Raw genomic sequence first — 21,618 nt, forward strand, 5'->3', positions numbered from 1 at the left:
GATCGAAATTGAGTACTCCGACGCGATGGCGACACACTTCCTTTGACGGAATACTCAAGGTCAGATGATCCCATCCCGCAGTCAGGAAGTCCAGGCCTCATAACCGAGATCATCGTGGAAGCACTCATACAGCCACGCGGCGCGCTGCTCTGCGGCCTGCTGGAATGCTGCAAGTCTGCCTGTGTTCCACCTCTTGTCCTTTCCCGCCGCCAGCCGCCATAAGGCCCGGTCGTCGGGCGGGAACGCCGATGCTTTCATTGCACGCAGTTCATCCGGAGTGGGTTCAGCGCGGCCCTCGACAAAGGGCATCTTGACGGTAATTGCTACGTCCTGATCGTGCCGATTTTCCCAAGAAGCGATGAGGCGCAAGTTGCCGATTCCGTTGCCAACAGCATTTCTATTGTCTCGCATTTTTTGTCTTGCGGGATTGCCAACATCAATGCGTTGGGTCACCCTTCTCCAATCCTCCCCCCAGTCGCTCCATGGGCAGATATGATCAACGTCGTAGGGAAGATCATCTTCGTTATTCGTCAATGGCGCATATCCCGGGAACTTGTCTCTAATGTAATCCCGCTGCAGCCAAGGCAGTATTTTTTTGCCGTACCACCACCAATGCGAGCCGATGACATTTCGTTTGTTGCCTTCCCCAAACCGCTCAACATCGGTTTGCCAACTAGGGTCAACTTTCTTGCATAGGAGCCGTTTGAATTCGCAGGGCTGCATCAAAGGAGTTGCACAGCTCTCATCATCTCCGGCTTCGATAAGACGCAGGTAGAGTGCGGCGCCGGGGAAGTCCGCTCGGCTGGTAATCTTATTGTCCTTGATGTACTCGAAGGCCCAGTTCGCCGCTTTGTCGTTATTCGAGACGCAGAGATGCCAGAACAGCGCGAAGCGCACCGCTTCCTTTCGACAAAACTCTAGGTTCGTAGGATCGGGGCACTTCGCTGCCCAGAAGACCAGAACCTGCCACAATTCCGCAGGAAGCTCGGTCAACAGAACATCCGGCATCCAAAAGTTACCGGCGTCTTTGTCATATGATAACAGGCCTTTGACCATCTCGAAGCTGCGGGAGAGGGGCCCTGGTTCACGGGGACCATCCGGCACTGACGTCCTGGGAATCAATTGTTCAAGCTGGAACCAGAGGTCGCTCTTTTTTTGCTTGGCCATCTCCTTGGCGAACACATCAACGCCTGGGAGCCAATTCCCATTTCCAGGCTCGTCGTGTGTACGCGCGTTGGCAATGCGCAACGCCGTCGCCGCGATCTTCGTTGGCGGCAGTATACGGCCAGCCGTATCATAAATCCTTTCGACTGCGTCGCGAAGCTCCGGCACGTAGTATTTGTAAATCGAAAATAGCTGCTCTTCGTTTGTGAGCGCAGTACCGCCTGCGCCGATCCTCCCGAACAATGCGAGCAGGTCTTTGCTGCTGTCGTGAAAATTTTCAGGATTTACACACAGCAACGCGACTTGCGCTTCTTCGACCTTGCGGAAGGCGTTGTCGAGTACCTGAAGTGCCGCCGGATCGATCGCGACAGGCGCATCCGGATCGATGCCATACGCCATCACCTGGCGGAGCGCTTTAATCCCCCCATCGGTATCGCGCGGCGAACGCTTGCGCCAAGCGGCGAGGAGGTTTTGAAGTTTGAAAGTCTTGCCCTTGGTAGCCCTGTATGGACGCGGGGGGTGCTCTATTGGTTTGCCATCCTGAGTAACCGAACTGCCCATAAAAAGGTCCAGATCGTAGGCGAACCGTTCCTCTGAAGTCCCCGCGTCGAACATGATCGGATGGCTTTTTGGATCAGGCTCGATAGCCTCCCGCGCCTTACGTCGGTCATCCAAAGGAAGCTTTCTGCCGGTCTGCGGATCATATCCGAACGGCTGCGCCTTTGAGGTCAGATAAAGACGCGGAAAGTCTTTGGCGGCTTCCTCGCCGAGATCGACCCATAGGCATCGTTCCTCTTCGGCACAACCATGGGTACCAACCCACAAAGCACGTACCCGCTGCTGGCCATCCAGCAGATCGAAGCCCGGAAATGGGGTTTCAATTGTTTTACCGCCGGTTCCATCGCCGTCCGCCATTGTCACTTTCCGCTTCTCGGCCTGCTTCACAAGATAAAAAGTCCCGATCGGCAAGCCGCGCATCAGTGAATCCCAAAAATCGAGTACTTGTTTGGGCCGCCAAACTGCGGAGCGCTGCACCGGTGGCATGGCGATCACCGGCATGCCATTCGGATTTTCACTTTTCTTCAGCACGCAGTTGGATGTCCGCACCCAATCGACCAAATCGAGCAGATTCATTCCCGTGACAGTCGAAAATTTTCTGGTCTCGGTTGAGGTTTTTCCGGTGTCGGTCGAGGTTTCAAAATTTGGCCACCGATCCCGGCCAAACTCCTCGAAATTCTTGTCAACCACGACGTGCTCCTACGTTATCGTCCATCGTCATATTTTTGTCAGGGAAGGGGCAGCTTCGCGTGTGACCGATTTATTTGCGGCAGTATCGTTCCCGCTGCTCCGGGATTTGTCATTCAAGTCTTTGGTCCGCCAAGCCGAATGACTGGTCCGCTGTGGTGCGTGGCCACGGCGGCAGCCTGTCCCGCGAGTTCCGCTCTCAACTCCTCTGGCTCCACGACGGTGACCGCCGTTCCCCAGGTGAACAAATGCCAGCACGTTTCCAGCGCGCCGCCCGCGCGGAAGCGCACGATCAGGGCGCCGTCCGAATCGCGCTCGGTGCTTTGCGACGGATGAAACATCCAGCCGGCGGCGTCATCAGCCGCCTCCGGCTCGAAGCGCAGCATCACGTCGATCGGCTCCTCCTGGAATACCCCGAAAGATTGCGCCGCATAGGCCGAGAGATCGAAGTCCTCGCGGCGCGTGAACCCGCGATCGAGCAAGTCGATTGAGACGATCCGGTCCAGCCGCCACAAACGCATGTCCGGTCGCTGGTCTGCATGGGCGACGAGCCACCCGCGTCCCCCATAGAGAATGCCATAGGGGCACAGGATGCGCGTCGCCGGCTCCTCTGCGTCTGGGCCATCGTATCGAATGACCACGAGCTGCATCCCGAGGATCGCGCGGCGCAATGTCGGCAGCACGCCTGCGGCTATGATCGGCCGCGGCCCCGGCCGCATCGCGATGCCCTCGGCCTCCATCAGCGCAGCGACATCGGGCTCGGCGCGGCGGAGCGCATCCGGCGCCATCACGGCCCGCAATGTGGTCGACGCCTCCCGCAGCAGCGCCGCGCGATCGTCTTCGCCCCGCATGGCGCATTCGCGCGCTGCGGTTTCGATCGCAGCCACGGCCTCAGGCCGGGGCTCGACGACGCCGACGAGGGCGCTTCCCGGCAGCCGCCAGCGGCGCACCCGCTCTTCATCCTCCCACCATGTCATCTGATGGAACATGGCCGCCAAGGAATCGCGCAGCCGCTCGGCCGTCCGGCGCGCGACTTCGAGCTCGGCCGCCATTTCGTCGAGCGTCAGCCCGGTGCGACTCGCAGCGAGGCTGAGGGCAAGACGAAACAGTCGTTGCGAGGGTTGGTAGCGCATTGAATGATCGTGACAGCCCGCGTGATTCTTCGCAATCATTCTCCGGCAGCGGCGCCAAATTTTATCAGCTGCGCCAGCAGGAGGTTCGATTTTCGTGCCGGTATGGTCGGACGCGCCTGAATGAAGAACCCGAGCGCGTCCTGGTTCAGAGATCGAACGGTTCAAATCTGCGGCCGTCGACGTGGAACTCAAGCAGATCATCCTCCCGATATGTTCCGATGATGAGCGTCAGCGGTTCCTGAAAATAAGGGCTCGCAGCGCCATTCTCACACGGGTCAAAAACCGGGATTGGTAAAACGCCGGTCACGATGGCTGGCTCGCCATAGTCGGGGAATTTCCGGTTTTTCAGGCCAGGTTTCCACTTGACGAATTGGCCCTTGGCGAAGGCGTGAAACTGGTCGAGGCGGGAGGCGAGCTCTTCGAGCTTGCGCTTGCAGAGGTCGGCTGGAGCATCGCTCGGGCCGTCGGTCGAACGAACAACGGGGAAACTTCTGTCCTTGTGGTCATTGCGCATGAACGCCTCCGCATGATTTGATTCGATGCAACGACAATCCCACCCCGATACGACGGATCAGGACGTATGCCTCGAAACGCAGCGTCGGCCGACACCAAACGCCTCAGTGACGAAGCCATCGGCGCTGACGAACGCGGGTTCGCCAGCCCTCATTCAATCGAACAGTAAGCTGAACAGGACTGCATGCCGGCGGCGTCTCAACGCGGCGCGCGGTTGTCATCGCTCTACTATGGGAAAATCATGCTCGGGGTCTAGCTACGTCCGATCCTGACGCACAGCCCTGCCAATATTACCTGATCAGAGGCGCCGATCAGCTTTCGGGTCGCCGCTCCTGCGGGCTCTCATTGTCCTGAAGTCTTTCACACACTGAATTGAAAATCGCGATGCGGCGTCATCGAACGACTGCGCCTCGCATAAGAAATATTGCGCGCAACAATTTTGCTCGATCCGGAGGTCGGACTTATGATGGATATTCCGTTGCGTCGCATGGGCATTGTCCTTGGCGACAAGATCCTTGTTGACGTGCTTCACGAGGCGAGCCGGCTGCTTCAGACGAAGGGCTGGAGCAGGTTCGCCATGGCGCGAAGCGCTGGTGGCGACGCCGTCGGCCTCAACAGCGCCGACGCCTGTTCTTATTGCCTTTCCGGCGCAGTGGTTAAGGCGTGGCGAACGATCGACCCAAAGAACGAGGATATCTATTTTCCACTCTTCGAGAAGAAATTTTCCGCTACCCTTCGCGATGCCTATGGCTACGAGGGCAGCGTCTCGCGATGGAACGACGAAGTCGCCGTCTCTCGGGATGATGTGGTGACGTTGATCAATTCAGTGACCGCGTCGATTCAGCCGGTTGCGTTGTCTTTGAAGTCCAACTTGCAGGTTTGACTAAGCGATACCGCTATCAGGTTGCACTGCTTAACGTCAATGATGACACGATAGACAATATCCGACCCCTCGGTAATTGGGTTGTGGTGCAAACTTCGGGAATCAACGTAACGAAACGTCGAGAGCTTGACTCGGCTCATGCGGCGAGAACTGCGTTCCAGATTTCGGGCGCCCTGTTGTCTTTGATGCGAAGCTTTCCGAGTTTGAACTGACCTTTTCTGACCCGATGTACGAGTTCAATACCGGCGATGGTGATAGAGGCGCTCCGAAACCGCTTCAATCCAAGCATTGGACCCAAACGAAGTTTGATCGATCGGTGATCCTGTTCTATCAGGTTATTCAAATATTTCGAGGATCGAACTTTGGTTCGGTTCCCGCGCTGATGTTCGTTGAGTATTTCCCGCGCCGCCCGATGCGAAGCCTGGTAACCGTCGAGCGTGATCTTTTGTGGCAGTCGACCCTGGCTTTTGAACGCCCGCCGGAAAAACGCTTTGGCGGCTGCGACATCCCGCTTGGCGCGGAGCAGAAAATCCACCGTCTTTCCCTGCTTGTCGACAGCGCGGTAAAGATAAGTCCACTTGCCTTTGATCTTCACATAGGTTTCGTCGACGCGCCAAGATACGCCGGCTCGGCAGGCGAAGCGGTTCCAACGCTTTTCAAATTCCGGAACATAGCGCGTTATCCAGCGCATGATCGTCGTGTGAGCCAGTGAAACGCCCCGCTCGGCCATCATTTCCACAAGATCGCGGAAGCTGAGCTTGAACCGAAGATACCAGCGGACGCAGAGGATGATGATCTCCCGGTCGAAATGGCGCCCCTTGAAAAGATCATCCATACTCAGCATCCCGGTGCGCCTCCTCAAAAGCCGACTTGGCGGCGAATATGCCCCGCTTCTGCCGTTTGCACCAGAGCCCCTGATAGAACAGGATCACCGATCGATCAAACTTCGTTTGGGTCCAATGCTTGGATTGAAGCGGTTTCGGAGCGCCTCTATCACCATCGCCGGTATTGAACTCGTACATCGGGTCAGAAAAGGTCAGTTCAAACTCGGAAAGCTTCGCATCAAAGACAACAGGGCGCCCGAAATCTGGAACGCAGTTCTCGCCGCATGAGCCGAGTCAAGCTCTCGACGTTTCGTTACGTTGATTCCCGAAGTTTGCACCACAACCCCATAGGGATTGCTGAGCGGCAGATTCGGCATGATGGCCGAACCGGGAAGGATGCCCACACTCGGATTGATGCCGGTTGGACCCTGCAGGCTGGAAACGCCGCCGCCTGTGTCCGATAGCGAAATACCCGCAACATACGCCATTGTTTGGTAGGAAAGTGGCTGATACGTCAACGCATTCGCAACAGAGTCCTCGCCATTATTTGCCGATGCTAAAATGTTGTTATACGGAATGGTCACCTGTATCTCAGTTGAAGCGCCGTTTGGAAAGTGGCCAAGCTGAACGGTGCCTCCCAAAAAAGTACCCGCAATTCCCAATTCGCTACTTGCCGCAGTATAATATACGTATATTCCGACTCCCTCATTGAAAAGTTGGATTACGGGACCTAAATGGAGGCTTATTTCGGGAGCTGTGACTGTGATTCCATTAGAACCTGCCAATGCACTCGCTTGCAAATCGAAGCCTAAGCCGAAATCGAACGCTTGCTGATATTCTGCACCAGCCTGGACGGCGCCATTGGACAGATCAACCTGTGTTTGCACACCAGCACCGGTAGGATTTCCATACGTTGCGGTGAATTTAAACCCGACATCGACAACATTCAGAGCGTAGACATTTCCAACACTTGAAATATTTCGTAAAATAATCATTTACAGTGCTCCGCCATGACAGACATCACTTCGTCGTTTTTCATACCATGTAATACAGATGGGTCATATTTCTCATGTACAGTTGTAAGTGCCTCGTATTTAATTCTACGAATATCCGATGTGGTGAAGTTTTGACCAGGCAGGCCATTCCAGCTATTTCCGATCCCAAACATTTCTGTTAGCGCGATTGTAACGCATCGTTCGTCCTCGCCTGTTTGCAAATACACAAAAGCACCCACGATACCTTCAAACTTATTCGCTGCCAGAGCGGCACCGCAACGAGGCGTCATTTCCGCTATATGCTTGTGGTGAAATGCAAGCATCTCGTTGAGATTCACCCCTGATCCCATCGCTGCCAACAAAAGATTCCTCACTGCTCCTGATATTATCGAATCTGTTTCGGTAATATTGTTAGAAATAACAATAAGTACATTTCCATTCTCAGGATCAGAGGTAATAGATAATCCAGCTGCGGCTGCGAATTTTTGTATTTCTTTGGCTATTTCTTCCTGGAGGTGGGATGATGCCTGAGGTTCATCGGTAAAGTCGTTGATTACGTATTGAATTGGCTTTTTCCATTTCGTAACATTCCACTTAGTGTCTGAGGCACCCTGCGGTCCCCATAAATTGTAGTATTTATAAAAATTATTCGAACAACTAATACCGTCATACGCAATCGTTTCGGTATAGTTACAAATGTGACTCATAAGTATTATCGTATATATGTATAATAACCGCCTCGCTTTCCCCTTATAAATTGAATACATTCTGCTATGGAATCTATCAGCGATTAGCCGATATAACATACATGAAGAGTAAATATTTATTTTCATTTTTATTCACTCTCCATGATCAGGAAACAGCATAGCATTTCGCTACTGCAATTTGATTTAGAAACCAACATGTCGTGGCCTATATCCTATATATTGAACGACTTAATTTGATTAGCGCGCCTATTCGAATGTTAAAGACTTGTATTTACGGTCTCATCTTTATCTTAACTTTAACGTATCTTTAAACAGAGCGCTACAAATGGTTTCGTTGGCATCAGTGCCATTGCTTTCAAGAAGAAGGCGACATCACATCTCCTCCCCGCGCATCGCCTCGGCCAGTTCCGATGAATGTGGCCCAAGCCCCCTCGGGGAGCGGATATTCTCTATAACGCCCACGTCAAATAACTCCGTCACGTCACCCTCGAGCCGCCACCATTCAACTATATCGCCATTGCGCAAATCGACGATCAAAAGGCCCCGCCATGGCGTCGCCCCCCGCGCGCGCATCTGCTCGGCGACGGCGAGCCCGTTGAAGGCGGCGATGCGCGGCAGGGAGATCGTCAAGATCGCATAATGGCCCACGAAAGTCAGGCCGCGGGCAAAGCCCGGGCAGAAGGTCACGTCCTCGCGCCGGCCTGATTTGCGATCAAGCCGCACCAGCGCGCCGCGCCCGGATTCGAGAAAATAGATCGCCTCGCCCATGACGCGCGGCGAATGCGGCATGGACAGCCCGTCGGCGATGATCGCATCCGTCTCGATGTCGATCAGCACGCCGCCATCGCGCCGGCCGCCGCGCCAGCTCTCGACGCTGTCGGTGGTCGAGCAGCAGGTAACGTAATGGGCGCGGCCGCCTTCCATCGCGATCCCGTTGAGATGGCATCGATCCTCCGGAGTGTTGATTTCCACTGAGAACTGACCCGGGCAGCCGGGGTTTTTCCGCCGAGAACTGACCCATGTTCGAACCTTACCCTTTGGCCTGGCCGGGGGGCAACGGAGTGATCGACATGGAGTTATTGAGCGTCATCCGGCGCTGGCATTATCGAGACCATTTCTCGATCCGGGAGATATCGCGGCGCACGGGCCTGTCGCGGAACACGGTGCGCAAGCACCTGCGCTCTGACAGGATCGAGCCCAAGTTTCATCTTCCTGACCGGCCGAGCGGGCTTGACCCCTACGCCGACAAGCTGTCGCATATGCTGCGACAAGAGGCAGGGAAGTCGCGCAAGCAGAAGCTGCGCGCCGACAATTAAACTGTCCGGTTCAACGACAACTATCTTGGCCGGTAAGGTCGTCCGCCAGCGCCGGTTGAAGGGAGGGGCGAGCCCCCGACCGGAGATCGGCGCTGGCGGACGACGGCGCTGTTAAACTCCCTTCTGGGGGCATCTGCCGCTCGGCGTCGAGGGTGGTATCGCGGCTCAATCAACCAAAGATTGAGCTCGATGCCGAACCCTCATATTTCCGACAGACAGGTGATGCGCTACATGGCTTCGCGTTCACAGCACCATAATCAGGCAGCCGCCGCGGCAATGGCCGGCATCAGCGAGCGCTCAGCGCGCCGCATTGACAAAGATCCGCGTTTTCCGTCCCAGAAGAAGCAGCCGCGAACTTGGCGAACCCGCCCGGATCCACTGGAGACTGTCTGGCCGCGGGTTCTGGAGATGCTCAAAATCCCCGGCATCATGGCGGTGACGATTTTCGAAGAGCTCCAGGATGAGCTCGGCGCCGAGGTTCTCCCAGACAGCGTCCGCCGGACGCTTGAACGCCGCATCGCCAAATGGCGCGCCCTTCACGGCGCGGACAAGGAGGTTTTCTTCCCTCAACGCCATGATCCCGGCCGCCAGGCATTGTCCGATTTCACCGTCGCCGACAGCCTCGGGGTCACCATCGTCGGCGAGCCCTTGCCGCATCGCCTTTATCATTTCCGGCTGGCCTTCAGCGGTTGGGAGCACGCGCAAGTGATCCTTGGAGGCGAGAGCTTTTCAGCCGTCGCCGAGGGGCTGCAAGATGCGCTTTGGAAGCTCGGAGGCGTCCCGGAAGAGCATCGGACCGACTCGCTGTCGGCCGCCTTCAAAAATCTTGACCGTGACGCCCAGCTCGATTTCACCAAGCGTTATGACGAGCTGTGCCGGCATTACGGCATGAAGGCGACCCGTAATAATCCAGGCGTGGCCAATGAGAACGGGAGCATCGAGGCGGCCAACGGCCATATCAAGATCCGCCTCGACCAAAGGCTCCGGCGGCGGGAGAGCCGAGATTTCGTCAGCCTTGAAGCCTACCGCGCCTTTGTCGACGGCGTCTGCAGCCGTTACAACGCCCGTTGCGCGACGCTCGTCGCGATCGAGCGCGAGAAGCTCGAGCCCTTGCCCAAGCGCCGGACGACCGACTTTGCTACGGTGACGGTGAAAGCGACGCGCAATAGCACCATCAATGTCGATCGAGTCATCTACTCCGTCCCGTCTCGCCTGATCGGACACATGATCGAGGTGCATCTCTTCGACGATCGGCTTGAATGTTTCCTTGGGCCGGATCCGGTCATGCGCATGGCGCGGGTGAGAACGGACGGCAAGCGCGCCCACTCCATCAATTATCGTCACCTGATCGGCTCGCTCCGGCGCAAGCCGCAAGCCCTTCGATATCTCGTCTATCAAGAAGCTCTCTTCCCGAGCGCCCCATATGCCCGTTCGTGGGCGGCTCTCGACGCCGGCTTGGCCCCCAGGCATGCATGCCGAACCATGGTCGGATTGCTCGTTCTGGCAGCATCCGGCGAAGCCTGCGAGACGGCTTTGGCCGCCCGGCTCGACGCCATCCTTGACGCAGGCCTGCTACCCGACCTCGGCGAGCTCAAAAAGGAATTCCAGACCGCGCCACATCAGTCCCGCGACGTCACCATCCCTCCGCCAAACCTCGATGACTATAATCTGCTGCTGCCTTCCGCGTGCGAGGTGCGGCCATGACCGACACGACCATTCTTCCTTCCTTGCTGGCCACCCTTCGGCTGCCCAGCATCGCCCGCAATTGGAAGCGGATCACCGAGGTCGCCAATCGAGATGGATGGTCGGCCGAGAAGCTGCTTGCCACGCTGATGGAGATCGAAGTCACCGAGCGGGCGTCACGGCGCATCCAGCGCTATCGTGATCAGTCCGAAGCGCCAGCCGGAAAAACCTTCGCCAGTTTCGACTTCAAGGCCGCGCCGGGCGTGCGCAAGCAGCACCTTTTGGCGCTGGGCGCCGGCGGAGACTGGATCAAGGATGGCGACAATCTCTTGGTTTTTGGTCAAAGCGGCACCGGCAAAAGCCATGCCCTGGCGGCCATATGCCATACGCTCATTGATGCTGGAACCCGGGTTTTATTCAATCGAACCATCGACATCGTTCAACGGCTGCAGATCGCGCGCCGTGACCTCTCCTTGGTCAGCGCCCTCGAGAAGCTCGACAAGTATGATCTCATCGTGCTCGACGACCTCTCGTATGTTCGAAAAGATCAAGCCGAGACCAGCGTCTTGTTCGAACTCATCGCGCATCGATACGAACGCCGCAGCATCGCCATCACCGCCAATCAGCCATTTTCGGCTTGGTGCGAGGTTTTTCCAGATGCCGCAATGACCGCGGCGGCCGTCGATCGATTGGTCCATCACGCAACCATCATCGAGATGAATGGCGACTCTTACCGAAAGCGCTCCGCTGTCCGCAGAACAACGAAGGAAGAACCCGGCGCATCGGAATAGCCATGCGCGGCCAAACACCCTCGCATGATGGAAACATAATCGCCGGCCACAGAGCGTCTGCCAACATAAACCCGTGCTTTGATCAGCGACAGTTAATGTAGTTGTCGCTGCGCTAACCTGTTGCCAAACGACAATTAGATTGATACCTCTATCAGCGCTACTCGACGATGGCCCCTGCCGGCCAGTTTAATTGTCGATGACCGGCCATCATAATTGTCGTGTGTCACAGAAGCGCACGATCAAGCAGTTGCACGCCGATCTGGCGGCGCTGGGCTATGGCGGCTCCTACAATCGCGTGGCGGCCTTTGCGCGTGACTGGAAGGCCGCGCGGCAGCTGGAGCAGAAGACCACGGGCCGCGGCGTCTTCGTGCCCCTGGCGTTCATGGCCGGCGAGGCGTTTCAGTTCGACTGGTCAGAGGACTGGGCGGTCATCGCGGGCGAGCGGACCAAGCTCCAGGTCGCTCACTTCAAGCTCAGCTACAGCCGAGCCTTCTTCCTCCGGGCGTATCCTCAGCAGACCCACGAGATGCTGTTCGACGCGCACAATCACGCCTTCCGCGTGTTGGGCGGCGTGCCGCGTCGGGGCATCTACGACAACATGCGAACGGCCGTCGATAAAGTCGGACGCGGGAAGGAGCGGCGGGTCAACGCCCGCTTCTCGGCCATGGTCGGCCATTTCCTGTTCGAAGCGGAGTTCTGCAATCCGGCGTCTGGGTGGGAGAAAGGGCAGATCGAGAAGAACGTCCAGGACGCCCGCCATCGACTTTGGCAGCCGACGCCCAGCTTTCCCTCCCTGAGGGAGCTGAACGATTGGCTGGAGACGCGCTGCCGGGAACTGTGGGCGCAAACGGCGCACAGCTCGCAGCCGGGCTCAGTAGCCGACGCCTGGGCCGAAGAGACGCTGCATCTGATGCAGCTTCCGAGGCCGTTTGACGGTTTCGTCGAATACGCCAAGCGCGTCTCGCCGACGTGCCTGGTCCATCTCGACCGCAATCGCTACAGCGTGCCGGCGTCCTTCGCCAATCGCCCGGTCAGCGTGCGGGTCTATCCCGAGCGTATCGTCGTCGCCGCCGAAGGGCGGATCGTCTGCGAGCACGCCCGCGTCTTCGCCCGCTCCCACGATCGCAAGAGCACGGCGACCGTTTTCGATTGGCGGCATTATCTGGCGGTCATACAGCGCAAGCCCGGAGCCCTGCGTAACGGCGCGCCCTTCGCCGAACTCCCGCCTGCCTTCCGGGCTTTGCAACAGCGCATGCTCAAGACGCCGGGCGGCGACCGCGAGATGGTCGAAATTCTGGCCTTGGTTCTCCAGCACGACGAGCAAGCCGTGCTCACGGCTGTCGAACTAGCGCTGGAGGCTGGCGCGCCAACCAAGACGCATATTCTGAACCTGCTCCATAGGCTGGTCGACGGAAAGCCCATGGACACGCCTCCAATAAAGGCGCCGCAGGCTTTGACCTTGACCACCGAGCCGCAGGCGAACGTTGAACGCTACGACGCTCTGCGCAAGACCCGGGAGGCGCGTCATGCGTCATAATCCCGCCGCCGGCGCCGTCGTCATCATGCTGCGGGCTCTCAAGATGCACGGCATGGCTCAAGCGGTCGGCGAACTGACCGAGCAAGGCTCTCCCGCCTTCGAGGCCGCTCTGCCGATCCTGTCGCAACTCCTGAAGGCGGAGACCGCCGACAGGGAGGTGCGGTCGATCGCCTACCAATTGAAGGCGGCCCGCTTCCCGAACTACCGTGACCTTGCCGGCTTCGACTTCGCCAGCAGCGAGGTCAACGAGGCGCTCGTCCGCCAGCTTCACCGCTGCGAGTTTCTCGAGGACGCGCACAACGTCGTCCTGGTCGGCGGCCCAGGCACGGGCAAAACGCATCTGGCCACGGCCATCGGCGTCCAGGCCATCGAACATCACCGCAAGCTCGTCCGGTTCTTCTCCACCGTCGAACTCGTCAACGCCCTCGAACAGGAGAAGAGCCAAGGGAAAGATGGCCAGATCGCAGGGCGGCTCGCCTATTCCGACCTCGTCATCCTCGATGAGCTTGGTTACCTGCCGTTCAGCGCCTCTGGTGGAGCGCTGCTCTTCCATCTCTTGAGCAAGCTCTACGAGCGAACCAGCGTCACCATCACGACGAACCTAAGCTTCGGCGAATGGGCGAGCGTGTTCGGCGATCCCAAGATGACGACGGCGCTGCTCGACCGCCTCACCCATCGCTGCCACATCCTCGAAACCGGAAATGACAGCTTCCGCTTCAAAAACAGCTCGGCGAAGCCCGCTAAATCCACCAAGGAGAAACCGCGAAACTTGACGAACGCCTGATCCACAAATCATCATCAAGCTGGGGTCAGTTCTAAATGGAAATCCCGGGTCAATTCTCGGCGGAAATCGACAGGCCAGGCCGATGAATATTGTGATCATCGGCGGATTTGTTCGCATTGCGGCTCCCGTCGCGCCATTAAGGACTGGCGCGCTCGGCAGCTGACGACCCTGTTCGGGGTCGTGCAAGTCGAGGCGCCTCGTTTCAATCCCTGCCGCTGTGGAGTGGCCTCGCGCCGGATCGTTAGCCCGCTGGCTGAGATCATGCCGGATCGTTGCACGCGAGAATACGAGCGCATTCTCGTCAAAATGGGGAGCCTGACCGCTTATGGCCGCGCGGCGGCGCTGATGGCGGAATTCCTTCCTCTGGACAAAGCGCCTGCGATCGAGACGACGCGTCGGCGAACCCTGCGGGTGGGCGCGAAATTGGAGCAGGAGATTCTGGCCGTCAAGCCGTTGGCCGGCCCACCATCGGCTCAGTCGATCGCGGTCTCGCTCGACGGCGGCCATGTGAAGTCGATCAGAAGCTATCAGATGCGATCGTTCGAGGTCATGTTGGCTTGCGCCAGTAACGACCGAGGAGAGCAGCAGCTATTCAGCAGCGTCCCGGTCGAAGCGGATCGACAGCGTCAGCAGCTCAGTGGCGTCTTGCGCGACCTTGGCGCAACGGCCGCGACGCCGGTGACGGTGTTGAGCGATGGAGCAGAAGGCCCACGCTTTCTGGGTGAGACCGCAAGCCCAGGACCGACCCGTCATGTCCTGGATTGGTTTCACCTTTCGATGCGAGTTCAGCACGTTACACAAACAGCGCGAAGCTGGCCGCGCGGGACGAAAGAGGATCTCCAGCACGGCGATCTGCTCGCGAGAAAGATTGACCGGATCCGCTGGCGGCTATGGCACGGCCGCCCCCAAGGGGCTCTCGATCTGATCGACGAAATTGTGGAGGAACTCGAGATGCCAAATCGCCAAATCCAGCTGACCGCAGTTTACACCAAAAAGCTCACCGGCGTTTTGCGGGAGCTTGATACATATGTCTCCGGGCAATTCAATTCGATTATCAATTATGCCGCCGCACGGCGTTCCGGCGAACCAATCTCGACCGCGCAAACCGCGAGCGCGGTCCATAGGCTCCTCCATCGTAGGATGACAGCCAAACAACAAATGCGCTGGTCGCCGAGAGGAGCACACTTCATGCTCAAGGTGCGGACGTCCGTTATGAACGGAACATTCGAGCAAGACCACATCGCTCTCGCGCAATCAAAACACGGCCAGCAACGTCGTGCCGCATAGCGCCCCCAACTTCGAGACGGTCTCTGCGTCGTGACGCCGGCGGCCTTGGCGCGCCTTTGGATCATCGCATAGGCGTTCGCTTGGGGCAGGGGATTGCCGGTCAGCTGGCCGGTGGTGCGGCGATAGGTCTGGAATAGGAGAGCCGTCAGGTCGGCCGCGCGGCCCGCGCCGTCCAGATATTCATGCAGGTAGGGCTCTAAATTGTGATGGCACGGCATGGCGTGCTCCTTGCCACCTTTCTCGTGCAGCCGCACACAGAGCCGCCGGTTCTGCGGATAAGCGTCCTCGACCCGCATGGCGATCGCCGCGCCGATGCGGGCGAAGGAATAGACCATGAGGCCGATGAGGGCGCGGTCGCGGAGGCCAATGACTGTCGAGGCGTCGATCGCGTCGATGAGCTGGCGCGCCTCGGCCGGATCAAGCACCGGCGTCTTGCCGCGCCGGACGATATGGCGCGGCCCGCGCACGGCGCTGGCCGGATTGACCGGCATGATCTGGCCGATCACCATCCAATCGAACAAATGCCGCAAGGCCGCCAAGCGCAGCTTCGCGGTCGGCGCGGAGCGAGCCTTTTGCAGCTGCTCGATATAGGCGGCGACATGGACACTCTCGACCGCCGTGAGCTGCGTCACGCCCTTCGCCTCAAGCCAGTCGAAGAATTCCACAGCCGCGCGCGCATAGGCGCGACGCGTGTTCGAGTTGCGGATGTTGGCGGTGAAGAATTCGAAGAAGCGATAGGAGGCGCGGTCGCTGGAGGCGGCGACGAGGGCGGGGGCGCGGTCGGTAACGGGTACGAGCTGGTTCAGGGCAAACCGAGCTTGGCCTTAATTTCAGCCTTCGCGATCTCCCACAAAAAGCTGAGGCCAATGTTAGTGACACCTTTGGCGCGCTCCTTCGTCTTATGCCACGTGTCCGCGTCACGAATGTCATTCAAGAATTGATGCCCTTTGGGGGTCAATTTGCTGATCATCACCGTGTTCAAGGAAGCCAACCTCGTGTTGCCTTCGAGCAGACCAGCATCAACCAACTGGCCCAAGTGATAGGTCACTTCCGCTTCGTCGTGGCCACTGATGCCAAGGCGGGCTGCATCAGCGCGCCGATCCTGTGGCCAACCATTGAAGCTTGGGTCTGCCTCGACGTTGAGCAAGATAGTGCGCGCAAAATCCACGTCGAAATTCATGCCGACCCCTTGTCGCTTATTCTATATGATAAAAGACATTATCTTATACCGTGTGCGATCAATCTTTAGCGGCGCCCGAAATATCATGCGATAAGCAATCTATTCAACCCGTAATATGTCTTCAGTCTGCTCTGGATTCGGAAATACCGAAGTGACCCACCGATAGTCGTTGAAGCCGCGAACCGGTTGTGACCGACGCTGCTCGAGCCTCTTTACGAGTTTTTCGGTTTCAAGCGCCGGGTTGTCGAACCAGTCTGTCGACCAAACGCGGATTAGATCCCAGCCGAGCCCTCGGAGTATCTCCTCGCGCAGGCGGTCACGATCTCGTGCGCTCTTGCTCGAATGATAGCTTGCGCCGTCGCATTCGACACCGGCGAGAAACATTTCGGGGTGATCAGGATGGCGAACACCGAGATCGATCCTGTAACCGGAAACGCCGACCTGCCGGACGATATCGTAACCCTTACGGCGCAGACGATCTGCCACTTCAATCTCGAAGTCGCTGTCTGGCTCGCCCCCAAGCGTCTGCACCGCCGCGCGCCCCCGCGTCTCAGCGTATTCCAGATAGCGTTTTAGAATCTGGACGCCTTGGTGGCTCCCTTCGGGCGGCTTCACATCGGCCGATCCAAATGATGCGAAAATGCAAACGCGAATGCGCGCTCGCGAAAAAAGGACGTTGAGACGCCGATGGCCTTGCTTCCCATTTATGGGCCCGAAACGCTGCTTCATCGCAGTCGCGCCTGGCTCACGGCCATAAGTAAGGGAGATGAATATAAAGTCTCGCTCGTCTCCTTGAACGTTCTCAAGATTCTTTATGAAGACTTCCTCTCCCTTTGATTTCACCTTCTCCCGATAGCGGGCGACCAGCACATCATTGGCGGAAAGGCGATGTACCTCCTCGCGAAGCAATTCAAACTGGGTCGCGTTGACCGCCACAATGCCGAGCGTAGGGATCGACTCTTCACTCTCCTCTGCAAAACGCCGCATGAATTCGACGGCTTCTTCCGCGAGCCGGCCCGCTTCGATTACGTTTCTGCGAGCCTGATAGAAGCCATCAACACGCACGAGGTCCACCGAAAACGATGCGGGCCTTGCTTGTGGAAAAGTGATGAGGGCATTGTCATAGAATTCGGCGTTCGAGAATGCGATCAAGCTTTCGCAGCGACTACGGTAATGCCATTTTAGACGACGGAGTTCACGGAAACTTCTCTGGCAGGCCTCTAGGATCGATTCATCATCGATATCCTCGAAATCATCGTCAGAGGAGGGTCTGTCGTCGGAACGCGTAAAGAAATCGGTCGGGGGCAACTGCTTGGGATCACCGACCACAACAATTTGCTTGGCCCGCAACAATCCACCAAGAGCATCCTCAGGCTGCATCTGAGAGGCTTCATCGATCACGATGAGATCGAACGCGAGCTTTCCGGGCGTGAGAAACTTGGCAAGAGAGAGCGGCGACATCATGAAACACGGCTTCAATGTCTGGATGGCTTGCCCGCCTCTTGACAGGAGGTCCCTCACTGGTGCGAAGCGCCGCTGCTTTGCGAATTCATTGCGGAGAAGCGCCGCATCCGTCCAAGTTGACTTCGGTCCGTAATTTGAACCATTGGGTGGCGTAGCGTGGAGGAGCTTGTCCTTCACCGTCTTTCGATCGCTCTTAATTTTTCGATGATCCCTCTCAGCAAATATTTTCCGCCACGCTTCAAGAGTAGATCCGTTGCTACTGAGGGCTGGCGTCGTTCGGCGTATGCGGTCGGCGCGCCGCTCCGAGACAAACGTTTCGAACACGTTCTGTAAGCGGATGCCTTCTAGCAAGAGCTTGTCTGCGCTGGTCAGGAATTCGGAAAGGCCGGCCTGTGAGAGGATCTGCCGTTGACGGCCTATAGCGATCAATTCGTTGAGTTCTACCTGGTGTTCGATCAAAAGATCGATTTGCTCGGCAAGGGACGACGCTGGAAGCGTTTCGAAATCACGCATCCCGAATTCGCCAGTGACAACAGCCAACAGCGCTTTGTAACGTGATTTGAGCGATGCTCCATCTTGGGCGGCCTCGCGTAATATATCGCGCTGGGTACTCGCATTTGGGGAGACGAGGCGTTTTTTCCAGAATTCGGGACAATTGGATCGGCGAATATCCCGGATCCATGCGATTGCGGCAAAGGCGGAGTCTATGTCGGCCTCGCTGTGCCCCAGCGCTTCAATAACGTCCCGCGTCGGCTTAGCTGCGATCCGCTTACCAAGATCCTCCAGTCCGGCGATGCGCTCCGCCGTCTCGGCGATTTGCTTGATCGGAAAGTGAATCAGCGCGAGCTCTTGTTGCGGATCCAGTGAGAGGAATTGTCGTATGGTCGCAATTTCGGCGTCAAGTTCGACCAGTGCGCGATCGATGGATTTTGAGCTTAATCGGCTCTTGATCTCCGGACTTAGGGTCCCCAACGTTTGTCCTAGGTCGGCAAAGAGGCCGATCGCCTCAATTTGGCTAGGGCTGAGAGAGAATATTCGGGCGCTCACGCGCGCGCCGGTCGGAAGCGTCGAAACTTTCGCTTCGATAAAGCCACGTAGCTTCAGACCGATTGAGATATTTTCAAATGGGCTGTCGAGGCCGCGCCAATGCACGCCCAACATCGTGGCGGCGCCGACATCCTTTACGAAGGCGGATAATTCCTGGACGTGTCGGCTTAACGACTCGAGATGATCCGCAGTATCGTTTGTTTCGTCCAGTGAGAGCTTCGCAACGAGTGCGCGCGCCGCCTTCCCTGCTGCCCTCAGGCTAGCGATTCCTTTTCCTATTCCCTTTTTCCGAAAGAACGGAGCCGCGGCGTCGATCTCGTCGGCTGGCGGCCAGTTTCGTGAGCCATAGCGCTGGAGCTTGTCGCGCCAGTCCTGTTCCAAGGATACGAGGGCTGCCCATCTGGCATATAGTGGCCCAAAGGCGGCGTCGTGGAGAGTCGGCAGCTCGCCAATCCAGGGCCGATGTTCTGGATCTATCTTGGAAGCGATTATAGCCGCTGCGGCGACAGCATCAAGACCGTTCGCTGGGTGAGAGCGGTCCAGTCCGATCTGATCGAGAAGAGGCATGAAGTCATTTAGGATTTCGACAACCGCCAGAGCCTGAGCCAATCGTCCTCCGGCAGCCGCGTAGGCGTCCTGAGCTGTCAATGTTCGAAATTCATTTGCCAGAGGATGTCTTAGGATAGATGTTGCGACGTTGAGCCTGCCGAGTGGTTCGCAACGAAGGTCTGGCAGCGATCTCAACTCAGCTTCGATGCCGAGAATGTCACGACGCAATGCAAAACCGTGCTCAAGTTCGGCGAGGTCGAGATTGACGAGTTCCGCAATGAGGCGATCGTCGGGCGCATCGGCGATTTGATCATTAAGCGCGACAAGATGATCAATGCCCCCGAGTGTTCCGGCGCCCAGATCATCATTCCGAGCGAAATACTTAGTGAGCTCCGACGCAGCGTCATGCAGCTTCGTCAACGTGTCGATGAGCCGGGGAATCTCAAAGGTTGGGAAATCCCCGAGTTGAACGCACGCCCAAGGGGAATGGGCTGGATGGCCGAAGCTCGATGCAAAACTTGTCGAGAGGTGAGCATAAATTTCGATCTGGCCGCGCAGCTCGGCGAGTCGATTTGGGTCATCGAGGACGTCGGATGAAAGAACAATTGGTCGCATCGAGTCCATCACATCGCTATTGCGACTTCGGCCACGCACTGCCCTCCAGATGAGGTTGAAAGGCGTCAATCCACCTGCGTCCTCCGCATGCAGGGCAGCAACATAGCGACTAATCTCATCGCGGCTTTCAACCCAAGTTGGGTCTTTAGCGGTCACTGTGCCGCTTGGAGTGGATTCCCGGCCGAGCTGCACGCGCGCCTGAAGGCTCTCGATCACCGACTTTGGTGAAGCCTTGTCCGAATGGAGCTCAAGACAAAAGTCGCCGAGGCCAGCCTGATCGAGACGGCGCTTGACGACGTCGAGAGCAGCCTGCTTTTCAGCAAGGAACAAGACGCGTTTGCCCGCCCCTAGCGCGTTTGCTACGATATTGGTGATCGTTTGCGATTTGCCGGTGCCAGGCGGTCCCTGAATCACCAAATTTTTTTCTTTCATCACATCGATAAGCGCGCTGTGCTGCGATGCGTCTGCGTCATGGATCAGGATCGGTGCGATCTTCTCGAATTCTGGATCGTCAATTGGATAATCCGCTGGGACGCCAAGCAGTCCCGGCCCCTCGCCAGTGCGCTCGACTCCACTCAAAATCGCGTTTACGAGACTGTGAGCGGAAGGGTGCTCGGTCCAATTTTCTGGATTGAGGTCCGCATACATCGCGAACCGGCCGAATGCAAAATGTCCAAGCACGAGCCATCGCCGGATCCCCCATCGCTTCAGTCCATTAACGGCGGCGCGCGTCTTCTCTAAATAGGACTCGATGGACCCGACAGGATCGTCTTCGCTGCATTCGAAGTCGGGAAGGGCGCGGTTGAAATCCTTTTCTACAACTTTCTGAAGGCTGAGATTTACCTCGACGGAACCTTCACGGATCGAGAGGTAATAGACGGATTTTCCCTTGACCTTTTTCTCCTCAAGTCGCACCGGAAGGAGCAGCAATGGGGCGAAGAATTTTTTATCAGAAATGTCGGCTTCATACCATTCCAAGAAACCGAAAGCGAGAAACAGTGTTGAAAGCCCCATCTCTTGATCAGCAAGCCGTGCATCGCTCGAGATTTTTTCGAGGATGCTTTCGAGTTCGTCCGAATACATGAGAGTCTGGAGCGCAGAATCGGGGTGAACTTCCTTTTGTCGATTCGGTCGGAGCTCGAGACTGGGGTCAACCCCAATCGATCTCGCGTGGTCAGCCCGATTAATCTCTTTTCTAGACGGCCGCGGCGGTAGCCCTAGCTGACTTCGAACCTTTTCACGTAGTTCACGTTCGAGAGTTGCGACGGCGATCTCGTCGTCCCTGCCCTCGCTCTCGAGGGCCTCGCGCTTAACGAGGTATTCAACATCTGACACCCTGGCATGCTCCAAGGCCGACTTAAACTCTTCGCTTCTCTCATCCGCCGGGATGTCGTCGGGATCAGGGAGGCCCTGGATCTCGAGAGCGGCTTCTTCCGCGACGAGTTTGCGGTAAACATCCTCAAATACATGATCGATGATTTGCAGATGCTTCTTCGACCTCGTGGCGAAGCTGTAATTCAGCATTCGGTTTCTTTTCGATAAGTCGAGAAGTTTCAGGCGAAGCTGCTCATAAAGTTTCCCAAGGCGGGATTGTTCGGTCTCGTCCTGCATGGACGCGTTAGCTCCTTGTACCGGCAATTTTAAAATCCAAATATTTGCTTCGTATCACATACGCTAGCGATGGACAGGGGCGCCGCTCCCCGACCCAGAACCGACCAAATTAATCGGGAAGACTCCAAGCGCGATGGAAGCTCTCCAAAACAATCTTCTTATGATTTGATGATCTCGACATAAGGATTGTGCATGTTCTCTCCTGACGCCCCCACGTCAATGAGCTTCAACCCCTCCTCGAAAATATTGCCGTACACGCGTTGCGCGAGAGACATGTCATGCTGTCGCAT

General features: G+C 57.2%; 15 protein-coding genes and 4 pseudogenes. 8 read left to right on the plus strand and 11 right to left on the minus strand.

The annotated features are described in order from the left end of the window. Positions 1 to 81 precede the first annotated feature (81 nt). The 3 genes from METAC_RS0100520 to METAC_RS21630 form a co-directional block, all read right to left on the minus strand. Positions 82 to 2,412 carry a DUF262 domain-containing protein gene (locus METAC_RS0100520; protein WP_156898043.1) on the minus strand — a complete coding sequence of 777 codons (2,331 nt, stop codon included), beginning with the start codon at positions 2,410 to 2,412 and terminating at the stop codon, positions 82 to 84. A gap of 113 nt (positions 2,413 to 2,525) precedes the next feature. After that, on the minus strand, positions 2,526 to 3,542 hold the full coding sequence (locus METAC_RS21625; protein ID WP_198017138.1) for a helix-turn-helix transcriptional regulator: 1,017 nt from the start codon (positions 3,540 to 3,542) through the stop codon (positions 2,526 to 2,528). A gap of 145 nt (positions 3,543 to 3,687) precedes the next feature. After that, complete coding sequence (locus tag METAC_RS21630; protein WP_051335267.1) at positions 3,688 to 4,056, minus strand: hypothetical protein; 369 nt, start codon at positions 4,054 to 4,056, stop codon at positions 3,688 to 3,690. A 462-nt stretch (positions 4,057 to 4,518) separates the two neighbouring features. Here METAC_RS21630 and METAC_RS0100540 point away from each other — a divergent pair, with 462 nt between their 5' ends. Beyond that, a complete protein-coding gene (locus tag METAC_RS0100540; protein WP_026605549.1) occupies positions 4,519 to 4,938 on the plus strand; it encodes a DUF6197 family protein in 420 nt (139 codons plus the stop codon). 136 nt (positions 4,939 to 5,074) lie between these two features. Here the strand turns inward: METAC_RS0100540 and METAC_RS0100545 are convergent, their stop codons facing one another. After that, complete coding sequence (locus METAC_RS0100545; RefSeq protein ID WP_425338896.1) at positions 5,075 to 5,773, minus strand: IS6 family transposase; 699 nt, start codon at positions 5,771 to 5,773, stop codon at positions 5,075 to 5,077. A 79-nt stretch (positions 5,774 to 5,852) separates the two neighbouring features. Between METAC_RS0100545 and METAC_RS26145 the strand changes: the two are divergent. Continuing rightward, a pseudogene (locus METAC_RS26145) lies at positions 5,853 to 6,050 on the plus strand (DDE-type integrase/transposase/recombinase); the annotation flags it as partial. Here the strand turns inward: METAC_RS26145 and METAC_RS26150 are convergent. The 3 genes from METAC_RS26150 to METAC_RS21640 all read right to left on the minus strand — a co-directional run bounded on the left by METAC_RS26150 (position 5,975) and on the right by METAC_RS21640 (position 8,436). Next, positions 5,975 to 6,757 (minus strand): hypothetical protein, encoded by a 783-nt coding sequence (locus METAC_RS26150; protein WP_156898044.1) that lies wholly within the window; start codon positions 6,755 to 6,757, stop codon positions 5,975 to 5,977. The pseudogene METAC_RS26145 and the gene METAC_RS26150 overlap by 76 nt on opposite strands. Further along, a complete protein-coding gene (locus METAC_RS26155; RefSeq protein WP_156898045.1) occupies positions 6,754 to 7,464 on the minus strand; it encodes a hypothetical protein in 711 nt (236 codons plus the stop codon). Before METAC_RS26155 ends, METAC_RS26150 begins: the two co-directional genes overlap by 4 nt. A 372-nt stretch (positions 7,465 to 7,836) precedes the next feature. Then, on the minus strand, positions 7,837 to 8,436 hold the full coding sequence (locus METAC_RS21640; protein ID WP_051335268.1) for a DUF4915 domain-containing protein: 600 nt from the start codon (positions 8,434 to 8,436) through the stop codon (positions 7,837 to 7,839). Positions 8,437 to 8,534: 98 nt separating this feature from the next. Here METAC_RS21640 and METAC_RS21645 point away from each other — a divergent pair. The 6 genes and pseudogenes from METAC_RS21645 to METAC_RS27380 form a co-directional block, all read left to right on the plus strand. After that, positions 8,535 to 8,771, plus strand: a pseudogene (locus METAC_RS21645) (IS21 family transposase); the annotation flags it as partial. 198 nt (positions 8,772 to 8,969) lie between these two features. Further along, positions 8,970 to 10,484, plus strand: a complete 1,515-nt coding sequence (gene istA / locus METAC_RS0100565) for an IS21 family transposase (RefSeq protein ID WP_026605503.1) — start codon at positions 8,970 to 8,972, stop codon at positions 10,482 to 10,484. Next, the gene (gene istB, locus METAC_RS0100570; protein ID WP_026605502.1) at positions 10,481 to 11,254 is read left to right on the plus strand and encodes an IS21-like element helper ATPase IstB; all 774 of its coding nucleotides are present in this window, start codon (positions 10,481 to 10,483) and stop codon (positions 11,252 to 11,254) included. Before istA (METAC_RS0100565) ends, istB (METAC_RS0100570) begins: the two co-directional genes overlap by 4 nt. Before the next feature lie 226 nt (positions 11,255 to 11,480). Continuing rightward, a pseudogene (gene istA, locus METAC_RS0100575) lies at positions 11,481 to 12,791 on the plus strand (IS21 family transposase); the annotation flags it as partial. Continuing rightward, a complete protein-coding gene (gene istB / locus METAC_RS0100580; protein WP_026605553.1) occupies positions 12,781 to 13,575 on the plus strand; it encodes an IS21-like element helper ATPase IstB in 795 nt (264 codons plus the stop codon). The pseudogene istA (METAC_RS0100575) and the gene istB (METAC_RS0100580), both read left to right, overlap by 11 nt. 75 nt (positions 13,576 to 13,650) lie before the next feature. After that, positions 13,651 to 14,739: pseudogene (locus tag METAC_RS27380) on the plus strand (ISKra4 family transposase); the annotation flags it as partial. Here METAC_RS27380 and METAC_RS25525 read toward each other — a convergent pair. The 4 genes from METAC_RS25525 to METAC_RS27280 all read right to left on the minus strand — a co-directional run bounded on the left by METAC_RS25525 (position 14,634) and on the right by METAC_RS27280 (position 21,618). Continuing rightward, positions 14,634 to 15,668 (minus strand): tyrosine-type recombinase/integrase, encoded by a 1,035-nt coding sequence (locus tag METAC_RS25525; protein ID WP_084143345.1) that lies wholly within the window; start codon positions 15,666 to 15,668, stop codon positions 14,634 to 14,636. The pseudogene METAC_RS27380 and the gene METAC_RS25525 sit on opposite strands and share 106 nt — an antisense overlap. Further along, positions 15,665 to 16,042 carry a DUF2513 domain-containing protein gene (locus tag METAC_RS24950; protein WP_051335270.1) on the minus strand — a complete coding sequence of 126 codons (378 nt, stop codon included), beginning with the start codon at positions 16,040 to 16,042 and terminating at the stop codon, positions 15,665 to 15,667. The genes METAC_RS25525 and METAC_RS24950 overlap by 4 nt, the downstream gene beginning before the upstream one ends. Positions 16,043 to 16,141: 99 nt before the next feature. Continuing rightward, positions 16,142 to 21,328 carry a DUF4011 domain-containing protein gene (locus tag METAC_RS24955; RefSeq protein ID WP_026605554.1) on the minus strand — a complete coding sequence of 1,729 codons (5,187 nt, stop codon included), beginning with the start codon at positions 21,326 to 21,328 and terminating at the stop codon, positions 16,142 to 16,144. A gap of 158 nt (positions 21,329 to 21,486) precedes the next feature. Next, positions 21,487 to 21,618, minus strand: coding sequence for a hypothetical protein (locus METAC_RS27280; protein ID WP_280642935.1), 132 nt, complete (start codon positions 21,616 to 21,618; stop codon positions 21,487 to 21,489).

Source organism: Methylocapsa acidiphila B2, from assembly GCF_000427445.1.
Classification (GTDB): domain Bacteria; phylum Pseudomonadota; class Alphaproteobacteria; order Rhizobiales; family Beijerinckiaceae; genus Methylocapsa; species Methylocapsa acidiphila.